Here is a 19805-nt window from a genome sequence, read left to right as displayed (position 1 = left end):
TGTCATTATATTTTTTGAAAAATTTTTATAAAATTATTGTAATTACTGAATTATCAATAATTCTCAATTCTCAATTAGAATATTTAATGTATTATGACTTCACAATATATAGGACAGATTTATTGTTAACAATAATGTAATCAGATCAAATTACGCGGTAACCGTAATGCGTTTCCCTGTGCGCATATGTGTAAATACTACCTTCTGAGCCCGCAATTGGAAAGGCTGTCCTGTCGGTTGTGCACCGTATAATGTATCCCCTACAAGAGGGTGACCTATATGGCTGAAAGCTACACGAATTTGATGTGTTTTCCCTGTGTACAAACGAACTAAAACCTCAGTATATCCACATTTTGATGAGTTATGCACAGATTTGTCCACATTTACACCATGTTTATCCACATTTTGTAATTCTATATCCACATTTTCTTGAGCTATATCCACAGATTTTACCAACTTATGCACAGAGTTATCCACAGGCTGTGAAGAATGTCTACATAGGACGGAAAAATCGGTACGCGTTTCCTTCCCCTTTGGATTGACTTCATAATGAATACCATCAGTACTACGATCCATAGGTAATACTAAAGAGTCTTCATCAGCTTCTACAATACCTTCAACAGTGGCCATATACCACTTTTCAAAGGTATTATCGTCCATTTGCTGTTGATAAAGACTTTGGGCTAAACCGCTTTTAGCAATCACGATACAGCCCGTCGTATCTCTATCTAAGCGATTCAAGAAACGAACCTTCCGCTTAATACCATTCTCTTTAAAATAGTATGCTACACCATTAGCAAGAGATACTTGGTCTTTAGAGTTTACTGTCACACCAGCAGGCTTATCTACAATGAGGAGATCATCATCTTCATATAGGATATGTAGATCCATTTCAATTGGTTCGTAATCGATTTTTTCCTTCGCCATAGCAATCCAAATCTCGTCACATTCGGAGATAACATCCTTTGGCGTCGCCTTATGGCCGTTGATATGGATTAGTTTTTCCTCAAATAGCTTGACTAAGGACTTACGAGGATATCGAGTATCTAGTACTGCACCAAGTGTAATATCTTGTTTCTCACTATGTGCAGCCTCTACATCTGCGGCATTGACAGTCCACAAAATATCATCTGGACGATGTGTTTTTCGCGCCATTAGTATCTCCTTTCTACGAGCTCAGGGTCTCGTGGCATATAGTTAAGTAGCGAGCTCGGTTGAACAGCTCGTCCACGTATATTCGTTTGTTCAAAGGTAATGATTAGCTCTTGTTTAGGCCGTGTTATGGCCACATAGAACAAGCGCTTTTCTTCGTCTTCACGACCTTCTGCAATAGCAAAAGGACTTGGGAAGGTTCCTTCATTGAGGCCTGCCAAGAACACGTGGTCAAACTCGCTACCTTTTGCTTGGTGTATGGTAATGATTGGAATGCGATCTTCGTTACGTACCTGTTGGGCAGGCTCCCCTGCCGTAAGGGCTGCCATCTGCAAGATTTGATTTAATCGAGCCAAACCAGCTGGACCTTCATAGGCAGCATCAAGTTTTTCCATGATGCGATATAGATCCCGTATATGCTCTACCTTCGCCGATTCCCCATGGGATTTGTAGTATTCTAGAACCCCCATTTGGTTCATAATGTACGCCAATAACTTCGTTGGTAGCTCTGTATAGGCCTTTCTACGCAAGGTCGCCATTTGGGACGCAATATTGGTGAAAGCCGCTTTATATTTGTTAATCGCTACCATACGACCTGTTGTGGTAGGCACGATATTTTCTTTTACCGCATAGTTCAAAAGCTGTGCTGTGGCCAAGATATCGTCCATCGCATTATGCGTAGGCTCATGATGGATAGGAAACTCAGAAGCTAGGAAGCCCAATTTATGATTTGGCAAATTAGGATAGAAGCGACGGTAAATATCGAGTGTATCGTAGATAGCCTTAAATTCAGGATTTCCTAAATTATGCCGTGCCAATTCGTTGGTAAAGATAGTCACATCATAGTTTACATTGTGACCAACGATGATGGCATCCTTGGAGAACTCCTTAAAGGCTTGCAGCACCGTAGCTGGGTCTTCGCCGTGTTCTTGTAAGTACGCATCGGAGAAGCCATGCACCTCTTCGGATTGACCCACAGGTACACCTGGATTGATAAAGCATTCAAAGGTCTCTAACACTTGTCCATTTTCGTCGATGCGAATAGCTGCAATTTGAATAATGCGGTCTTGAGATGTATCAGTGCCCGTACTTTCCACATCGTATACTACAACCTCATGATTCTCTAAGCCACTAACGAGCTTGGCATAAGGCTCTGCTTCAAAAATAGGCATATCCATAAAGTCCGTCAAATTTAAGCCTACTTGACGCGTCTCAGGGCTTTCAATAGCGGCGATACGAGCGTCACCAATACCCGCAACATAGCGTTTAATAATGCGCTTAGCACTGACAGAGTCGTTCGGGTTCATGAGCAATTTGAAATAGGCCATAACGTCTTTGATTTCTTGGCGTCTAAAGAATTTAAACTCGTCAATGATCATAAAATGACGGCGTTCGTCTTCAGGTTTTTCATTGTTGAGGCGTTCAAAGGAGTCGCTCAGCCGTTGTGCCTTTTTATTATCCCGCACTAAAACGCCAATATTGGCATCCTTTGGCAAGGCGCAGATAGCTTCATAGATATACCGTCCCTCAAGATAGCTATTTTTACAGCCTTTTATGAGAACAGGCTTACCCTTTCTTTCACTATTGGCGCGAGGCAATTCAGTATAAATAGATCCTACCAGATCAGGGAACATATTCTGCAATGTTTTGAAAGCCATCGTAAAGAGTGTCCAGTTAGAGCGGTAATTTTCATAGAAAATGATTTTTAAAGGCTTAAAGTCCGCATCAAATTGCTTGAGTAAACGGAATGGATCGGACCCACGCCATTCGTATATTGTTTGGAAATAGTCCCCACATAATAGGACGTGATTACCTTCCCAAAGCATTTCAAGTACCTTGTACTCTAGAATGCCCGTATCTTGCATTTCATCTACAGAGATATAACTATAACGGCTACGCCAACGCTCCCGAACTACAGGATCTTGGAACAGGCGATGAACACCGCAAATGAGATCTGTGAAATCTAGACCATGTACAGAGGCTAAGCTTTCATCATAGGCAGCAATCCATTCGTGACCATGGTTCAAGAAATCATGAAGTTCACTATAAAGAACATTACCAAAACTAGAAAACTGTTGCTCAATAGCAGGACGCTGTTCCTTTTGCAAACGATCAATAGTTCGTTTATAATCGCCTACGAGATTATCAGAATAGAACCCATATAGAGAGCGATATTCTTTTACCATGCCGATGATGTTGGCAAAGGACATTTCTCGCAACTTACCTGGACGATACGGTTCAGACAATTCCTTACAATCCTCTTCATCAAAGATAGTTACATCCGTATATAAGGTTTCATTGCGCTTCCCCTCTTGTTGGAGCACGAAAAAGCAAAAGCTGTGGAATGTACTAACCTCCACAGCCTTTGCAGGACTGCCTACGAGCGATTGAATGCGGTCTTTCATCTCATTTGCCGCCTTATTCGTAAAGGTCATGCACAAGATATTCTCCGCTTTCGCATAGCCGCCCTCGATGAGGTGAGCCACTCGATAAGCAAGTGTATTCGTTTTTCCCGTCCCAGCGGACGCTAACAAGAGGATATTCTGTTCAACTTCATCAATAACGCGTTGTTGTTCACGATTGATAAGCATGAGGTCCTCCTATTTTAAAAAGCCGTACCATCCGGCTGCAATGAGCATTGGAATAGGGCCTAGAATTGCTGTTAAAGCCCATACGCCCAAACCAATATCCATAGGAATATTGAGGATATGAACGCATACTAAATACGTCAAAATACCAGTTACTGCATTCATAGCCACTCGTTTAATGGTGAAAAATGCTACTTTGAAAGCAATGTAGGCTACAGCAACGGATACAACCGCCGAAATAATCGGTGATGCTAATAAAGCTCCCATATTATCCTTTCATTTCTTGGCGGTTCACTACAGCACCGCCTAATGTTAATTCATCGGCATATTCGATATCGCCACCTACAGGAACACCGCGGGCAATGCGCGTTACCTTAATGCCACTTGGACTTAATAAACGCGCCAAATAGAGAGCTGTCGCCTCCCCTTCTACATCTGGGTCAGTAGCGAGAATAACCTCTTGTACGACACCATCACGAAGGCGGGCAATCAATTCTTTTACGCGAATATCGTCAGCACCGATGCCCTCCATAGGGGACAAAGCGCCTTCCAACACGTGATATAAGCCCTTATAATCACCACTGCGCTCGATAGCAATAACATCGCGAGATGTTTCAACGACCATAATCGTCGTTTGATCCCGGTTTGGATTGCTACAGAATTCACAAGGGTCTTGAGCTGATAAGTTAAAGCAAATAGAACAGTGACGCGTAGCCCCCTTCGCTTCTACGATGGTTTCCACGAGACGGTCTACCTCTTCCTTCGGCATTTCTACCAAATGATAGGCCAAGCGTCTAGCCGACTTGGAGCCGATACCTGGCAAGCGGCGCAACTGCTCTACGAGCCGTTCTAAAGCATTTGTCATTTAGAATAAACCTGTTGGCAAGTTAAGACCACCAGTTACTTTGCCCATTTCTTGAGCCAAGAGGTCGTCTACTTTTTTGCTAGCTTCGTTTACAGCAGCCATCACTAAATCTTCTAACATTTCTACGTCTTCAGGATCAACTGCAGTTGGGTTCAATTTCAAAGACTCGATGATTTTTTCACCGTTCATCACAACTGTTACAGCACCGCCACCAACGGAAGCCTCTACTGTACGAGTTTTCAATTCTTCTTGCATTTTCTTCATATCTGCTTGCATTTTTTGAACTTTTTTCATCATGCCAGCCATATTGCCCATACCTTTACCAAACATTGTAATTCCTCCTTTTAGGACCTTGTCCTTACTAACTGTCTATGCCCATAACTCTAACATGCGACATAGATTTTAACATATGTGTCACCTACGGCCTTAGGACCAACAGGTATACTCAAAAATTTATTCTTCAATGACCTCGACGATAATGTCGTGGTCTTCAGATAATTTCTCTAATGTTTCTGCCAAGAGAGGATTGTTTCGCTCCTCTTCTGTCATATGCTCTGGATCCCATGCGTATTCACGAGCTACCGTCACGCTATCGATGGGCGCTACTTCAATAGGTGCTTGTGAAAGCATAGCATGATCATCACTTTGATAAGGGGTTCCCTGTTGTTCGCCCCCATTAAACTTTGGGACAGCTTCTACCTCAATATGCGCCCCGCTATCCATAGGGCGTTCTAAGACCTCCCCATCATCACTAATAACAGTGACACTATCTAATGGATGTGGTGGCATATCATCCAAGGATGATACGTAAGATTCCTCCATATCGTCTACAGGTACATCGTCAAAGGAATGAACTGGAATATCATCGCCTTCAATAGAACCTGCTAGAGACTCGATAGGGATTTCTCCATCTGGAACGGGTACAGACGGACTGCCATCAAAGGATGTAATCGGTACATCTCCACCAGATGTTTGCCCTTCTGTTGTAGCTATATTCGCACTATCACTAACGGCAGCACTTGCAACAGCACCGCCAGTCTTTTTCGCTAAGAAGGCCAAAGCCGCCGCTTTTGCCGCGTCTACCGCTCCGGAATCAGGCTTACTAGATTGTTCACCAGTGGTTGAACCGCCAACCTGTGCGGTAGGTTGTTGAGCTTGTGACACGCTACTATCTTGAGCGCTATTAGCTCCTACTGAACTATTTCCCATTGGTACATTATTAGTGCCTTGTGGTGCCGATGGATTTGTTAAATCCATTTGTGTCGGTTGACCTCCAGAGGTCTTCTGTACATCTACCATCGGTTCTGGTGGACGTTGCGGCGCTTTTACTTGGTGCTGCGTCGTACTACCAGAGGCCTTTTTATAGTCTTTGTAAACTTGTGTGAGGGCATCAACAATTTCTACATGTACTGGATAGCCTAGCGTATAGGTGAAAGCATCTGCTGCTTCTGCTAAGTTTACTTCATTGGTCATTACATTGAGATGCAATGTATTTTTGAAGGCCATAACCGCCTTGCTTTGGTCTACGTATACAAGTTGACCTTGTCCAATTACGGTGGAGGTCATATTGCGATTGCTGTCCTTCAAGTATTTAATGACATTGGACTGTACATTGCGATACTCTTGAGCCGACAAGATTTGATCACTAATGATAGCCTGTGTACTAATACCTTTTTTCCCACGTCCTGTAGCTTGTTTTCTCGTAGGTCGTTGTGGTCCGCCTCCCGTATTTGGTGGTGGCGCCATACCAACACCGCCCATCGGCGGAGGAGCCATGCCCACTCCATTCATAGGAGGAGGTGTGCTACCAGGAGCTCCCAGCGGTGGAGGTGTCAAGCCTACATTCGTAGGCAGCGGTGTCATACCTACATTAGTAGGCGGTGGCATCATTCCTACGCCACTTGGAGGTGGTACTGTACCAACAGTAGCATTTTGCTCACTACTCATGGGAGCACTCTGTACAGTAGCCGTATGATCTACAGGAACAAAGCTATTGGCATAACCACCAGGCGGGCCAAAGGAATTAGCACCATAAGCAGGTGCAGTTGCGACAGCTGGACCTCGTTGCTCCAATTGAGCCATGCGGTTCAATAAATCGTTCCGTTCGGACCGCTCTGCCGTTTCCAATGCATATACACGGTCTTCTAAGCTTTCATCAACAGAGCCTAATTTAGCACATAAAACGAGTAAGCCCATTTCGATGATGGTTCGTGGATTATCCACCTGTTTTGCATCATTCATGATGGATTGAGCACTGCGCACATACTGATTAAGCTCATTAAAATCGATGCTTTCAGCTTGAGCTAGGAATTCATCCTTAAAGGCATCGTATACCTTGAGCTCGTCCGCATCAGGTGCTACCTTGCCTACAAGCAAGGCCCGCACGTGCTGAATGAGGGCTTCCATAATCTGTGTCGCATCACGACCTTCTGCTAAGGCATCATGAATATAGGACAACAATTTAGGACCGTCACCGTTGCGTAACGCATCGAGGAAGTGAATAATCCATTCCTTACTGACAAGACCGATCAGTTCTTCTACTACTTGCGGCGTAATAGAGCCTGTCGCCATACCGGCACATTGGTCTAAGATACTCAAGGCATCACGCAAACCGCCGTCTGCATGAACCGCAATGAGTTGAGCCGCTGCAGAATCAAGGCCAAAGCCTTCCTTTTCTGCTACATAGGATAAACGCTGTGCGATATCGTCAGACGTAATGCGTCTAAAGGTGTAGCGCTGACAACGAGATACGATAGTAACAGGCAATTTTTCAATTTCTGTAGTAGCGAAAATAAACATAACGTGAGCTGGTGGATCTTCTATGGTTTTTAAGAGAGCATTCCACGCCTCCGTCGTAAGCATGTGGGCTTCGTCGATGATGAATACCTTCTTACGGCCTTCAACAGGCATGAATTTGACGCTTTCACGAAGGGCACGCACCTCATCGATACCACGATTGGATGCGGCGTCGATTTCAAGAACATCCATGGACTGGCCACTCAAAATCGATTTACAAGCACTACACTCATTACAAGGATGATCCGTTGGCCCATGCTCGCAGTTGATAGCGCGCGCGAAAATCTTAGCCATACTCGTCTTACCAGTCCCCCGCGGGCCGGCAAACAAATATGCATGAGCTACCTTATCTTCACGGATAGCGCGCATCAACGTATCAGACACCTGATGCTGACCAACCACATCGGTAAACGTCTGCGGACGGTACTTACGATATAACGCAATATATGCCATTGGAACACCCCCTTTTTCCGAAAATTACAATACTTTATTATACCATATTCACGGAAATCTTACTCATTTTATAGAGTTCTATCATTAATTTATACAACCCATTTCCCTCTATCGATTAGACATAAAAAAAGCGGCCCCATGGGCCGCCTTGCAATATTCGATCACGACAGCCCCCGGGTTCCCCGTGGCACATGAAGGTTACCGCTTAGTGCTGCTACCTCTCAGTCCTGACACGATTCACAGGCCCCCATTGCACGGGCCCGAGAACTGCCATGATCCAATATTGCAATACAAATATTATACATGATGTATATATAGAAGTCTAGCTAAGAAAGGGCATATTAAATATAACCTTTCTTAGCCCACTCTATTATGTTCCCCCAAAAAATCTATAAATGCTATCAGCCTTATTTATATAACAGTATTATAGCCTTATATACACTTAATCCTAATATTTACATAACAATCAACAAAAACTAAATCCCTATTTGATCATTATCTATTCAGTCTGAATATATTTATTAATATCTTCTAAAAATTCATTCGAATATAAAATTTTAAATTCATTACACAACTGTAGCAAACCACAATACTGCCTTAGCGTATTCAATTTATATTTATCTGCAGGTAATCGCTTAGCATATTTATTTAGTCCGTTTTTTATATCATTATACCCGTCAGGATTATCAGGATTAAAAACTAATATAATGCGAGTTTGTATATCTGTTTGATCCAGAAAACATTTATTTAGCACTATTCGCTCAAAATAACGAATGGTGTCATTAAATTTACGTTTAAGTCCAAATTGGGTCTTTCTTCCTGAACAAGAACTGTTTTTAAATTCAATTAAATTTAACCATCCATCATAAAAAGATATAGCATCAACACTAGCAATTACCTCTACATCTAATTTATCACAGAATTCCTTAATAATATCATCAAAACTATAAGTTAAAATATCACTCTCACAACAACTCACATTATTGTTTGAATCATCTACTGAAATATCTGAAACTGTTTTTAGATGATGCTGATAAGACTCTAAATAACTATCTAATACTGATATACACATAATCACATATCCTCACAATTATTGCATTCCTCAATATCATCATTAATTTTATCTAATATAGAAAATGCATCTGCCATCTTAGCATATATATCAGATGTATCATTTATCTTTTCAAATATACTATATTCATTCTTAGTCTTAGCCATATAATATGTACATTTCTCTTCAGTTTCATACTTTTTAGAAAAAACTTCTATTGCTCTCAAGAAAAATGGACTATGAGTTGTTAAAAGAATAGTTAAGTCAAAGTACTTTTGGATCAGAACTAGTAACTCAGCATATAGAATTTGCCATTCTGGATGCAAATGTATTTCTGGCTCGTCAAAAATTAGCACGTCCTTTTCACTTATAATATTATCTGTAATCAATTTCTTTATAACTAAAAACGACTTTACACCCGTGGAAATATTATTTACACTAAGCCCCTTGGGAAAGTCCTCATTTTGTAAGGTAAATATTCCTCTTTTATTTTCGATAAGATTCCCCTTTATAACCCTATCAATTATACATTCTATCTCCTTATACTTATCAGTTGCTATAATTTTATCCACCAAATCATCAGAGTTATTAGTATGTAGTAATCCAGCCAAAATATTATTAATATAATCGCGACCCACACTTTGATTATAAAGCCTGTATCTGAAATCTAAATCAATAGCATATGGGTCATCTATATATATAGCTTTGTTAGTTAGTGTAACATTATCTTCTACCAATACGCATTGACTATCTTCAAAGACAACACGTAATGGCTTATTTTTAATTTCCAACTCCAACTCAGCTTTAGCCACTTTCGCTTGTACATTATTAATTTGAGATGCAAATATGTTGTTAAAAAATAGTGTTACTAGTTCCTCTTTCAAGCGATTATCACTAATAGATCTAACTTCAGATAAACCAGATAAAAGCTCTTCATAAAACTCTTCTTTATCAGGGCCATCATACATAATTATGGAATTAACAGTACTACGAATATCTTTTATATCCGATTCGTTTTCGAGAAACTGCCTAATATCTTTCAAGTTATATTTATTAACTAACTCATCACGAGGCTGCCACCAATTATCTCCGTCGCCATATTTTAAATCTAAATTTTTAACTCTTTTTATAAATGCATTATAACGATGGTTTTTTACGGCATTATTAATATTTAAAAATTGATGAAATAATGAAAATAAGCTTTTCCCTACAGTACTCTTACCTGTATTATTATTGCCAGCAATAACAGTAATACCATTAAATTCAAATGTTGCAGAGCCAATCTTCCCTACATTGGTAATGTTTAGTTTCATAATTTTCTCCACAAAATCAATATAAATAAATCGTTAAATCACGATACTTTATCTACTAAATTACACTTATTATATCAATTTTATTCAATGAAAATCTAGTGTTGTCAATTGCAAAGAAAAACACTAGTCTTTGACTAGTGTTTTTCATGAAGTTAATTATTTTGTATATTTTTCTTTGAATGCAGCTAATTGAGCTTCTTCCAAGGACAAGCCTTCTGCTTTAAAACGTTCAATAGCAGCATGCATTTCTTCGTATGCTACAGGTACAACTTTTGTAAATCTATTTACAAAGTTATTCCAGTTTTCTAGGATGTGACGACCTTTAGCAGAGTTAGTATGCAATACGTGTTGTTCTACTAATTCTTTAATGCGTTTAAGGTCAGCTTCTGTGTTAGCAGGACGTAGTTCTACGAGACCTGTGTTTACATAGCGCTCATCACAGTCAAGGATGTACGCATAGCCACCGGACATACCTGCTGCGAAGTTACGTCCGATTTTACCGAGAACAAGCACTTCGCCACCAGTCATGTATTCACAACCATGGTCGCCTACACCTTCAACAACAGCAGTGATACCACTGTTACGAACGGCGAAACGTTCACCAGCTACACCGTTGATGTAGGATGTACCAGAAGTAGCACCATAGAAAGCAACGTTACCAATAAGGATATTTTCGTCAGCTTCAAAGATAGAGTCTTTAGGAGGATATACAGTGATAGTACCACCAGATAAGCCTTTACCGAGGTAATCATTCGCATCCCCTTCAAGTTCTAATGTCATACCTTTAGGGATGAAAGCACCGAAGGATTGACCAGCAGAGCCTTCAAAGTTCAACTTGATTGTATTGTCTGGCAAGCCGCTTTCACCGTAACGACGAGTTACCTCAGAACCAACCAAGGTACCTACAACACGGTTAATATTTGTGATAGCCAATTTAGCGCGAATAGGTTTTTGGTCCTCAATAGCAGGACGGCACATACGCAAGAGCTTCGACATATCCAAAGTGCGTTCCAATTCGTGATCTTGGTCAACAGTGTGCATATGACCTACAGAGGAATCGATGTATGGACGGAACAAAATGCGTTTAAGGTCAACACGAGACAATTTGAAGTTATCGTCTTGAGATTTTTGACGAACCAGGTCAATACGACCAACGAGTTCAGCTACAGAGCGAATACCTAAGCGAGCCATGATTTCGCGCAACTCACGAGCGATGAAGATCATCAAGTTTTCTACATACTCAGGTTTACCAGTGAAACGAGCACGTAATTTTTCATCTTGCGTAGCTACGCCATAAGGACATGTGTTGAGGTTACATACACGAGCCATTTTACAGCCTACTGCAACGAGTGGCAGTGTACCGAAGCCGAATAGCTCAGCACCTAGCATAGCCGCTACGGCTACGTCGAAACCTGTCATCAACTTGGAATCTACTTCTAATTGAACGCGGTCGCGCAATCTATTGAGCATCAATGTTTGATGAGTTTCGGACAAACCTAATTCCCAAGGCACACCAGCGTGTTTTACAGACGTACGGCCTGCCGCACCTGTACCACCGTCGTAACCAGAGATTAAAATGTTGTCTGCTTTTGCTTTCGCCACACCGGCAGCGATAGTACCAACGCCTGCTTCAGATGTTAATTTAACGGAAATGCGTGCATCTTTGTTGATGCATTTCAAATCGTAAATCAACTCAGCCAAATCTTCGATGGAGTAAATATCGTGATGAGGTGGTGGAGATACGAGCTCAACGCCTGGTGTGGAGTGACGAGCTTTTGCAATTTCAGGGTATACCTTTTTACCTGGCAATTGACCACCTTCACCTGGTTTAGCACCTTGAGCACATTTAATTTGCAACTCTTTTGCATGAACGAGGTAATTCGCAGTTACACCGAAACGACCAGATGCAATTTGTTTTACTTCGGAATTCATGCTGTCGCCATTTGGCAATGGTTTGAAACGAGCTACGTCTTCGCCGCCTTCACCAGAGTTAGATGTAGAACCAAGACGGTTCATAGCGATAGCAATCGCTTCATGAGCCTCTTTACTGATGGCACCATAACTCATAGCACCCGCTTTAAAGCGTTTTACGATGGATTCTTCAGGCTCAACCTCTTCGATAGGAATGCCGCCACCTACAGGGTAATTTAATTCCATCAAGGAACGCAATGTTACGTGGTAATCGTTGCGGATAGCTTTAGAGTATTCTTTATATTTAGCATAGTCGCCATTGATGAGGGATTCTTGTAAAAGCTCAATTGTTTTAGGGTTGAATAAATGTTCTTCCCCATCTTTTACAGGACCATACCAACCACCCGGTTCAAGTACAGATTCATCAGATTTGAAAGCACGGTCAAAACGAGCCAATGCTTCATTAGCAACACCTACAAGACCAATACCGCCAATACGTGTTGGTGTATTTACAAAGAACTTGTTAATGAAGTTAGTATTCAATCCCAAGGCTTCAAAGATTTGTGCACCCTGATAAGAACGTACTGTGGAGATACCCATTTTGGACATAACTTTCATGATACCGCCCACAGCCGCTTTGATGTAGTTCTTTTCTGCTTGTTCAGGAGTAATATCACCAAGGCGTTTATGGGCTTGTAAATCACGTACAGTTTCAAGAGCTACATATGGATTGATTGCGGTTACACCATAACCGATCAGTGTACAGAAATGATGTACTTCGCGAGGCTCACCAGATTCGAGGATAAGACCAATTTCTGTGCGCAATACTTTTCTAATCAAGTGATTATGAACAGCTGCTACAGCTAACAATGCAGGAATTGGTGCATGATTTTCATCAACGCCACGGTCAGATAAAATCAATACATTTTGGTCTGTACGTGCTGCTTCTTCTGCTTTTTCGCACAATTCATTCAATGCATCGCGCAAACCATCAGCACCCTTAGTTGGGTCGAAAAGGATTGGCAATGTAACAGACTTCATACGGCGGCAGTCAAGAGCCTTAATGGACGCCAATTCTTGATTAGTAAGGATTGGTGTACGCATGGACAACGCATAAGTACCAGCTTTATTAGGGTCTGTTAAGTTACCAGAGTTACCAAGCATAACGCGTGTAGATGTAACCATTTCCTCACGAATGGAGTCGATTGGAGGATTTGTTACTTGCGCGAACATTTGCTTGAAGTAGCTGTATAACAATTGTGGTTTATCGGACAAGATAGCAAGTGGAGCATCGGCACCCATTGCACCTACAGGATCTTTACCATCCTTTGCCATAGGTACAATCATACGTACAAGGTCTTCTTGGGTATAACCAAAGGCTTGTTGCTTTTTGAACAAATCTTCAACTTTTGGAATATCACTTTCATCAGCTTGTGTAATTTCAGACAAGTGGATAACGTGCTCTTTTACCAATTCATCATATGGCAATTCAGTGGCAACGCGTTGTTTGATTTCTTCATCGGAAATGATACGTTGTTCTTCCGTATCAATGAGAAGCATTTTACCTGGTTCCAAACGACCTTTAGCACGAATATTTTCAGCGTTTTCGTTTACTACACCCACTTCGGAGGCCATGATAACGCGATCATCAGTTGTTACATAGTAACGAGCAGGACGCAAACCATTGCGGTCAAGTACGCCACCGATAACAGTACCATCAGTGAAGCCCATAGCAGCAGGACCATCCCATGGTTCCATCATGAAGCTATTGAACTCATAGAAGTCATGTTTTTCTTGGCTCATGAGATTGTTGCGTTCCCAAGGTTCAGGAATCATCATCATAATAGCATGAGGCAAAGAACGACCTGTCATGTGTAAGAATTCCAATGTGTTATCGAACATAGCGGAGTCAGAACCGCTGTCATCAACTACAGGGAATACTTTTTTGATGTCCGGGAACAATGGAGATTCCGCTTTGCCTTCACGAGCATTGATCCAGTTTACATTACCGCGAATAGTGTTGATTTCACCATTGTGAACTAAAAAACGGTTAGGATGTGCCCGGGCCCAGCTTGGGAATGTATTCGTACTGAAGCGAGAGTGAACCATCGCCAATGCAGATGTAAAGTCAAGGTCACTCAAATCAAGGTAGAAGTCACGCAATTGACCAGGTGTCAACATCCCTTTATATACGATTGTTTTAGAGGACAAGGATGCAATATAGAAATCACTAGATAATTCTTTGCTCAATGGAATGATGCGTTTTTCCGCTAATTTACGAATGATGTATAATTTGCGTTCGAACTCTTTATTATTTGTAATATCTGGGCCTTTACCGATGAGGATTTGAATCATCCATGGACGAATGGCAGCAGCTTCATGACCAACTTTAGTACCATCAACTGGTACTTCACGCCAGCCGAGAACTACTTGACCTTCTTCGCGTACCACCTCTTCAAAAATACGTTTTTGCTCGTTGCGGAGGCTTTCATATTTGTGAGCGAATACCATGCCTACGCCGTAATCACCAGCGGAGGGCAAGTTAATGCCAAGCACTTCGCACTCGCGTTTGAAGAACTCATGAGGAATTTGCACCAAAATACCGGCACCATCCCCTGTGTCCTTATCTGCACCAGCACCACCACGATGCTCAAGACGCTCTAAAATGCGCAAGCCATCATCGATAATATCGTGAGATTTTTTACCCTTAATATTAACGACAAAGCCCATGCCGCACGCATCCTTTTCAAATTGGCTGCTGTACATACCATTAGCTTCTAGTCTAGCTTGATCTAGACGTTGTTGCTCGATTGTGCTCTGATTCATATCCATAACGTGCACTCCTTCATATCACTTGATCAATCCAAGCTCTGCGGCATCGTTCCGTTCGGTCTTGGTGAAAGTATAAACTATAAACTACCTCTAAAGAATCCATTCTGTAGTGATATTATCGGCTGTGACTGTCCATAACCTCATCTAAGTTTTAAATTCTATAGAATTTTTGTCTATACATAGTATACTCCTGTCCACTGTGAATTGAAAATATAAAAAAAACATAGTCTATGACTTTAAGTCATAGACTATGCATTTTTATCACTATTGTTTTTTGTATACATGTATACACAAGCATCAAGGGATATGTTTTTTTATCATCGATTGAGCTTTTTTTTTTTTACGTGGCACGCTCTATGTCCACATCTAGCAATTGAGCTTTCTTTATTTTACGTGGCACGCTCTGTGACCACATCATCATATAAATTATAATTGATAGAGTTTATAAATGCAATCAGGACTTTTCACAGCCAAAATTATCCCCTACTTCACAGGTCACTGTGATAGGCTCATCCTTACCATAGGGTGCAAAGGTGATTTCTGAGGCATGTAAGCATTGGCGCGTGTATGGTTTATTACGCGTACCATACATAGCATCACCAACAATAGGATGACCTATATATTCCATATGTACTCGAATTTGATGTGTTCTGCCAGTTAACAGCTTGAATCTTAACAGCGTTTTACCATCTTTATGACCTAGAACTGTATATTCCGTTTGAGCTGGTTGTCCAAATTCATCAACTACACGGCGGTTATCAAAGACAGGATCCACACCAATCGGTTCATCAACTACGCCATCTTCGCTAATACAGCCTTCTACTAAGCCTGTGTAGATACGGTCGATACGACCAGCTTGCAATTCATCAGTGTAATATTGCTGAGCTTCCTTTGTTTTACCAAAGAGAATACAACCAGATGTGTCTCGGTCAAGACGATGTACAGGGCGCACCTTGTGAACTACACCTTTTTTCGCATAATACCCAGCTACATAGTTACTCAATGTACCAGATTTAGTTTGTCCCGCTGGATGAACAAGCATGAACGGAGCTTTATCAACCACCAAGGTATGAGCATCTTCGTAAAGAACTGTAATAGGACCTTTTTCTACATCGACGCCATAGTCTTTATCCTGTGGCAGTTCCAAGGTTAATACATCACCTTTTTTGAGGGAACGCTGAGAATGGGCTACACGGCTATTTACTTTTACCCGTTTCTTGCGGAACATCATTTGAATATCCCGAGAGGATAGAGAAAATCGTTCCTTTACATATTTAGAGACTGTTAATTCTGTCGGTTCTTTTACCGTATACGTTTTCCAGCTCATATTACCACCATTCGTTAATATATGTTTTTTGTTCAGGATAGAGGATATCGAAATAATCTAACCATTCTTGACCTACTGAAAGTTTACCTTCAAAGGCAAGGTCACGTGCTGTTAATGTGCCCATCAAAAGTTGGCTTAAAGCGCCCACTTCAACAGTAAGGTCTACTTCACCTTCAAGCGTATCAGATACTTTCTTAACAGTTGGCATTAATGCACCGCCGTATTTTACTTCGTAGCGACCTTCATTCCATGCACAAAGGCTATCTTTAACACCAAAGGTCAAAGTAATAGGCATCATCAATGCCTCTGGATTGACTGGAATCGCTTCCAGAGCCGCTTTCACATCAACAATACGACTCATCATATACGGCATAGTGGCATGACCGCTTTTACCATCTGGATAGAAACGATAGTATGTATCGTGAAGACCTTCATTCCAACGGATAGAACTGCCTTGGGAACGATGATTGTAGAAATAATTGAGCAATGCTCGTTGTGCACGGCGTGTAGTATAAACCAATTCAGAAACAGGGATTTCAGGTTGCCCTAAACGATATACGGCATACCCTTCAATGATATTTTCATCATTGCGCACAACAGCGATGTTTACGCCTTCTGCAAAGAAGCTACCGAGCAAGCGTTTCCATTCCTTTTCACCGCGCTCTGCATAACCGGATAAACACGCAGTATACGCTTTATATACTGGGTCTAGTAAAGTCCATTGGTCTACGCTATTAAGTAAGCCAAAGCTCAAAGATTTATCCGTCATAGGGCGCAAATCTTCAAGAGACATGGTGTTCACCCATTGATGAGCATAGAGTTCCCAACCATATTGTTGGTAGAATGCAGCCTTGGAAGGCATCAAAATCGTCAATGCTTGACCTCGGTTGCGAAGTTCTTCAAGCGAAGCCTTTAACAACGCACCACCTACGCCACCACGACGAGCTGCTGGATGTGTGGCCACGCCAACCATATAGCTTGTAGGCAATACAGCACCACGAACATTGATATTATATTGACGCAAATGAACGGTACTCAACAATTGACCTTGTTCAAGACCAACCATGGTATTTTCTGGTTCATAGCAATTTGTAAAGTAATATTGGAAGAATGAGTCTTCCTTTGGTTCAAAGCAGTACGCCCATAGATTTTCCACATGTGGCGTATCTTGAGCCGTTGCAATTCTAAATTCCATAAGTATATCCTCGTTATAGTAATAAACCGCTTTCTATCTGTTATATCGCATCGCATCGCATCGCATCGCATCGCATCGCATCGCATCGCATCGCATCGCATCGCCATGATAATACAAAATATACGCTCAAATAGATAGGCTAACACTTCTATTATAACAAAAGGAGCTATGAAGCACATCGGCTTCATAGCTCAAATTTTTATTTACCGCCTGTCGCATTGTCTGCTTCGTTAGCATATACTGCGTCATATTTTTCAGCAAAGTGATCTGGATTGTAAGATTCTTTTGCTTGACGAAGACCAGGCAAGCCCATATCTTCTTCACGGTTGATAAACTCTACATCGCTAAATTCATGACGAATGAATTCATTATTGATAGCTTGGTACAAACCACGGATATCTGGATTTGCTTTTTCAATATGAATCAACGCCATTTTATCATTCAACAATTCACCGATACTGAAGGCTTCAACACGGCCAAACAATTTGATGGCGCCGCCTTTAAGACCTAACGCATCCCAGTTATCGAATAACAAGTTGATAGCTACCAATTCATCTTCGATACCTTCTTCATGATGAGTTTCTACCCAGGACGCTGCCGTTTCGCGGCACAATGGAATGATATCTTCAGTGATTGGCATATATTCATAGTTAGAATATTGCATACGGAATTGATTCAAATGGTTTTTCTTTTGACGGAATTTCTTGCCAGACAAGTTGATAAGATCTTCAGACTTATAAATGTATTCGTAGTTGTCGCGGTCAGGTGTAAATTCATAACGACCAGGACATAACTCTTCCATGCGTTCTTTTACAACTTTGCTAACACCTTTAAAGCGGAATGGCAAGTTATTTTCTACGAACCATTCTTTAGCTCGCAATAAACCATCGAGGAACTTTGCATCTTTACCGGCAAATGGAGGCAATAGGAATGGTTCACGTTTACCGCCACCTTGGATGTACAATACACCATTTTCCTCAGCCCAACGGATGCCATACGCATCTTGCCACATAAACAATGTAGTAAAACAGTTATCAGATGCTTCATAATGATGTTGTTCAAAATATTTATCGATTAATGGTTTATCTCTTAGTTCAAAACGTTTAAATTCTAAAATAATAATCCCTCCTATCAGATTCCTCAATTGAGGTATTCACCATTGGTGAAAGTTTAATGTTATTCATTATAATTTAACGGATTCCCCTAATTCAAAGGTTCCATCACTTGTGATTACCTTGTCACCTTCATTTAGGCCTGAAATAATGGCTACATCATCATCTTCTGTCATACCTACTTCAACGACACGTACGTCAACTGTATTATTTTCAGTCAATACATACACGTATTTGCCATCTTGGTTTTCACGAACTGCTTTACTTGGTACAGTGAGCATTTTCGCTTTTACATTAGACTCGATAATCAATGTATAGAATTCACCAGCCTTAATGAGGCCTTTGTCATTGTTGAAAGTAGCTTTCACAAGAACACTTGGCACATTTTCTGGCTGTGTTACATCTACATAGGTCAATTCGCCAGGTAATTCTTGGTCGCCTACCTTAAGGAGTACCTTGATACCTTTTTTAGCGTCAGGTGTGCCTAACTTCATCGCCGCATCACGAGGAATGCTAAGGGATGCTACCATCGGTGTAGATTGTTGAATCATCATGAATGGACGATCTGCAATGGCCATTTGACGGTCCTCATTGTAAATAGCTGTTACCGTACCAGCTATGGGCGCTACAATTGTAGAAGCAGCCATTTGAGCAGATACTTGAGCGATTTGAGCCTCGATAGCCGCTGTATTAGCGCCACCGCCGCCACCGCCAGTTGTTACTGTCGTAGTTTGTGGCTGAGACCGCTCTACAATGCGATCATATTCTTTTTGAGTAATCATGCCCGCTTCGCGCATCTTCTGAGCTTGCGCCAATTGAGCACTATCTACAGACGCTGCTGTCGTAGTTGTCACAGACGTCGCATAGGACTGAGCTGAGGCTTGCGCTAACTGACCTTGTAATGATGCTAGCTGTTGCTGTAAAGCCGATGTATCTACAGTGGCCAAGACTTGACCTTGTTGTACTTGGTCGCCTACTTTCACAGCATATGCGACCTGCCCCGTCAACGTCGGCGTTACCGTCGCCTTATTAAGAGCTGTTACATTGGCATCATTATGAATCTGCAGCGGCATATCCTTGTATGTTACATCAGCAACGGATACCGTTTTCGTACCGCAACCAGCGATGGACAAGGCCATCATCACAACACCAAGCATAGCAACTACAGAATAAATTCGTTTTAATTTCATTCTGTCACTTCCTGTCATAT

At 41.5% G+C, this 19805-nt stretch carries 13 protein-coding genes and 1 other RNA gene; all 14 read right to left on the bottom strand.

Annotation, left to right across the window (positions count from 1 at the left end):
- Positions 1-150: 150 nt before the first annotated feature.
- Positions 151-1155, bottom strand: a complete 1005-nt coding sequence (locus ACDF53_RS04445) for an RluA family pseudouridine synthase (protein WP_370815618.1) — start codon at positions 1153-1155, stop codon at positions 151-153.
- A complete protein-coding gene (locus ACDF53_RS04440) occupies positions 1155-3743 on the bottom strand; it encodes a 3'-5' exonuclease (RefSeq protein WP_370815617.1) in 2589 nt (862 codons plus the stop codon). The genes ACDF53_RS04445 and ACDF53_RS04440 overlap by 1 nt, the downstream gene beginning before the upstream one ends.
- A gap of 9 nt (positions 3744-3752) precedes the next feature.
- Positions 3753-4007: a hypothetical protein gene (locus ACDF53_RS04435; protein ID WP_005385224.1), complete on the bottom strand. Its 255-nt coding sequence runs from the start codon at positions 4005-4007 to the stop codon at positions 3753-3755.
- A 1-nt stretch (position 4008) separates the two neighbouring features.
- A complete protein-coding gene (gene recR, locus ACDF53_RS04430; protein WP_004694915.1) occupies positions 4009-4605 on the bottom strand; it encodes a recombination mediator RecR in 597 nt (198 codons plus the stop codon).
- The gene (locus ACDF53_RS04425) at positions 4606-4935 is read right to left on the bottom strand and encodes a YbaB/EbfC family nucleoid-associated protein (RefSeq protein ID WP_008602262.1); all 330 of its coding nucleotides are present in this window, start codon (positions 4933-4935) and stop codon (positions 4606-4608) included. It lies immediately after the preceding gene.
- 123 nt (positions 4936-5058) lie between these two features.
- Positions 5059-7854, bottom strand: coding sequence for a DNA polymerase III subunit gamma/tau (dnaX, locus tag ACDF53_RS04420; protein WP_370815616.1), 2796 nt, complete (start codon positions 7852-7854; stop codon positions 5059-5061).
- Positions 7855-7992: 138 nt separating this feature from the next.
- Positions 7993-8220: signal recognition particle sRNA large type (gene ffs / locus ACDF53_RS04415), an RNA gene on the bottom strand.
- Positions 8221-8353: 133 nt separating this feature from the next.
- Positions 8354-8926 carry a hypothetical protein gene (locus ACDF53_RS04410; RefSeq protein ID WP_370815615.1) on the bottom strand — a complete coding sequence of 191 codons (573 nt, stop codon included), beginning with the start codon at positions 8924-8926 and terminating at the stop codon, positions 8354-8356.
- Between the two features lie 2 nt (positions 8927-8928).
- Entirely contained in the window at positions 8929-10218 is a 1290-nt protein-coding gene (locus tag ACDF53_RS04405) for an AAA family ATPase (protein WP_370815614.1), read from the bottom strand.
- Between the two features lie 156 nt (positions 10219-10374).
- On the bottom strand, positions 10375-14961 hold the full coding sequence (gene gltB, locus ACDF53_RS04400; RefSeq protein WP_370815613.1) for a glutamate synthase large subunit: 4587 nt from the start codon (positions 14959-14961) through the stop codon (positions 10375-10377).
- 454 nt (positions 14962-15415) lie between these two features.
- On the bottom strand, positions 15416-16288 hold the full coding sequence (locus ACDF53_RS04395) for an RluA family pseudouridine synthase (RefSeq protein WP_370815612.1): 873 nt from the start codon (positions 16286-16288) through the stop codon (positions 15416-15418).
- Between the two features lies 1 nt (position 16289).
- Positions 16290-17483, bottom strand: coding sequence for an enhanced intracellular survival protein Eis (eis, locus tag ACDF53_RS04390; protein WP_370815611.1), 1194 nt, complete (start codon positions 17481-17483; stop codon positions 16290-16292).
- Positions 17484-17682: 199 nt separating this feature from the next.
- Complete coding sequence (locus ACDF53_RS04385) at positions 17683-18618, bottom strand: DUF2156 domain-containing protein (RefSeq protein ID WP_199176271.1); 936 nt, start codon at positions 18616-18618, stop codon at positions 17683-17685.
- 48 nt (positions 18619-18666) lie between these two features.
- Positions 18667-19803 carry an efflux RND transporter periplasmic adaptor subunit gene (locus tag ACDF53_RS04380; RefSeq protein WP_370815610.1) on the bottom strand — a complete coding sequence of 379 codons (1137 nt, stop codon included), beginning with the start codon at positions 19801-19803 and terminating at the stop codon, positions 18667-18669.
- Positions 19804-19805: the final 2 nt, after the last annotated feature.

It is taken from the genome of Veillonella sp., from assembly GCF_041333735.1.
GTDB lineage: Bacteria > Bacillota > Negativicutes > Veillonellales > Veillonellaceae > Veillonella.
Note: the sequence above shows the minus strand (reverse complement) of the source record. Positions and strands in the feature narration are given on the sequence as shown.